The sequence below is a fragment of the Leuconostoc sp. genome, from assembly GCF_965300815.1.
In genome coordinates, this window is sequence record NZ_CBDKZH010000156.1 from 1 (window position 1) to 2,297 (window position 2,297).

At 44.7% G+C, this 2,297-nt stretch carries 2 protein-coding genes; both read right to left on the reverse strand.

The annotated features are described in order from the left end of the window. Nucleotides 1–84: 84 nt before the first annotated feature. Nucleotides 85–2,007 (reverse strand): C39 family peptidase, encoded by a 1,923-nt coding sequence (locus tag ACW12G_RS07560; protein ID WP_455647668.1) that lies wholly within the window; start codon nt 2,005–2,007, stop codon nt 85–87. A 118-nt stretch (nt 2,008–2,125) separates the two neighbouring features. Continuing rightward, on the reverse strand, nt 2,126–2,263 hold the full coding sequence (locus ACW12G_RS07565; RefSeq protein WP_455647669.1) for a TrkA C-terminal domain-containing protein: 138 nt from the start codon (nt 2,261–2,263) through the stop codon (nt 2,126–2,128). Between the last annotated feature and the right edge of the window lie 34 nt (nt 2,264–2,297).

Genomic DNA, 2,297 nt, shown 5'->3' on the forward strand with positions numbered 1-2,297 from the left:
CCTTTTTACGTTATCAATATATTTTAAGATTATGCTACTAAAAAAAGACAATCACTTGTCTTTTTACCACGTTATTTTATGACGCTACATAATTGCAAACACTGGTCGTCCGGCATTCCAATCAGCAGGATCGCGACTCAGCGTATTCGAAAGATAGTTAAGATCGTACCAGCCATTGAAGTAATAGCGACTGTAAGGATCATAGACCTGCGTTGCCCCGTTACTGTAACCGTAAGTAGCAATTGCGTGACCGATACCATTAGCCACATTAACATAGAAAATTACAGGAACGCCTTGTTGTAACAATTGCGCCGTGCGGGCAACCGTATTAATTTGTTCGACTTGACGACCATAATAATGTACGGTATTAATCAAGTCAATGCCCGTCGCACCGTATGATGATGTACTGATGTTATTCATCACGGCTCTTACGTTGTCTGGATTCACTGGGATACCATATGACCCATTCAAAACCATTGCAATACTAGTTGGGACACAGCCAGCTGGCCCCATTGTATAGTCATTAAAAGGATGATTTGCCCAGCGACTATCTAATTGCGAGAAGTAAACCGGTTGGTTTGCATGCTTTGTGACAACTTGATAATTTGTCGGGTTCAAATAGGCTGTCCCTGTTTGCGGTACAGCATGGCCTTTTTGAATCAGTGTTAATTGAATGGCTTCAATACGCTTTGCTAAGCCAGTTGAGCCAGCAATACCATCATTAGCTGTCCAAGCCAACCAACCCACATCTTGGATATGAACACGATAGTAAAGGTTATAATAACTGGCTAATTGGCCGGTCAAAGTCACTTTAATGGCTTCCATTTGGCGAAACTGACCAACCGTCCCTGCTAACTGACCATCGGTGACTGCATTTTGCCAACCTGTTCCTGAAACGTGTGCCTGATAGACAACATCACCGGTCAAGCCATTGTTATCAAGATAAATCTTGATTGCTTCTAAGCGTTTACCCTGCCCTGTTGTCCCAGCAAATGTATCATTATTACGCGTCCCTTGCCAGCCATAGTCTTGGCCTTGTACTTGGTATTGTAAGTTAGCTGCGCCAACACTTGGTCGTTGCGTGCTTTGGGTGAAGGTTTGTTGCTTCAAATTAAGCAAGAATTGAATCGCTTCAAGCCGTAACCCTAGACCAGTTGAGCCAGCCACAGTCCCGTTTGAAGCCCAATCTAACCACCCAAAATCTTGAATATGAACACGATAGTAAATGTCATACTGGTTGGCTAATTCACCGGTCAAATGAATCTTGATGGCCTCCATCTGACGGGCTTGTCCAACTGTTCCTGCTAGCGCACCATTTTTAACTTCACTCTGCCAGCCAGTTCCGGAAACATGTGCTTGATAAACAATATCACCTGGGTAGGTGTTGCTCGTGTTGTTAACGGTTATTTTAACCCCTTCTAAACGTAACGCTTGGCCGGTAACACCAGCTGTTTCGTTTTCATGGACAGGGTTTTGCCAGCCATAGTTTTGTCCTTGACCTTGCACAGTGATATCGGGTGTTGCAACGGTTTGTGGCGTAGTCGTTACACTTTGTGCTGGGGCTGGTGTTACTGCCGATACCGGTGCGGTTGTGCCTGGTGATACTGTACTAGCTGTATTTGCAGTAGGCGTTTGTGGCGCTGTACTTGTGGTGTTTGGCGTAGATGCTGTTTGTGGGGCAGATACGTCACTAACGTTGTTAGTTGTTCCGTCAGTGCCAGTAACTGGACTTTCTGTACTAGCCGATGTTGCCGAAGAGCTTGCTGGCGTGGTACTTGTCACCGGTGCTGGCTTTGTCGTGGGCGTATCTACTGGCTGCGTTGCTGTTGCATCAGTTGTTGTCGCGGTTGGATTTGCTGCCACAGTCTGCACAACCTGATCGGTACTAGTTTGCGTAGTTGTGTCAGCGTGTACCTGTGACACTCCAGTTAAGGCGATGGCACCAGCAACAAAAATCCCCGTCACCAACGTTTTACCGGATTTGTATAACTTATACTTTTTTAACATCACATCTCCTCAATTCTCCCGAAAAATAAAACGACAATAGTCTTATACTATATTTTCTCACATTTTATGCACAGATTACACCCATTTTAAATCATATTATGTTCGTTAGCCTATCTGACTACACCACCACCGTCGCTAGCAATTGCCTTTTAATGGCTTGTGCCACATCTTGATTAGCGCGCAGGTAAATGATGTCGCCAGCACGCAAAACCAAGTCGCCCTTTGGAATGAGCAAATTATCTGACCGATTTACCAACGTGATTAAACTGATGGGCTTTTAATTCAAATCG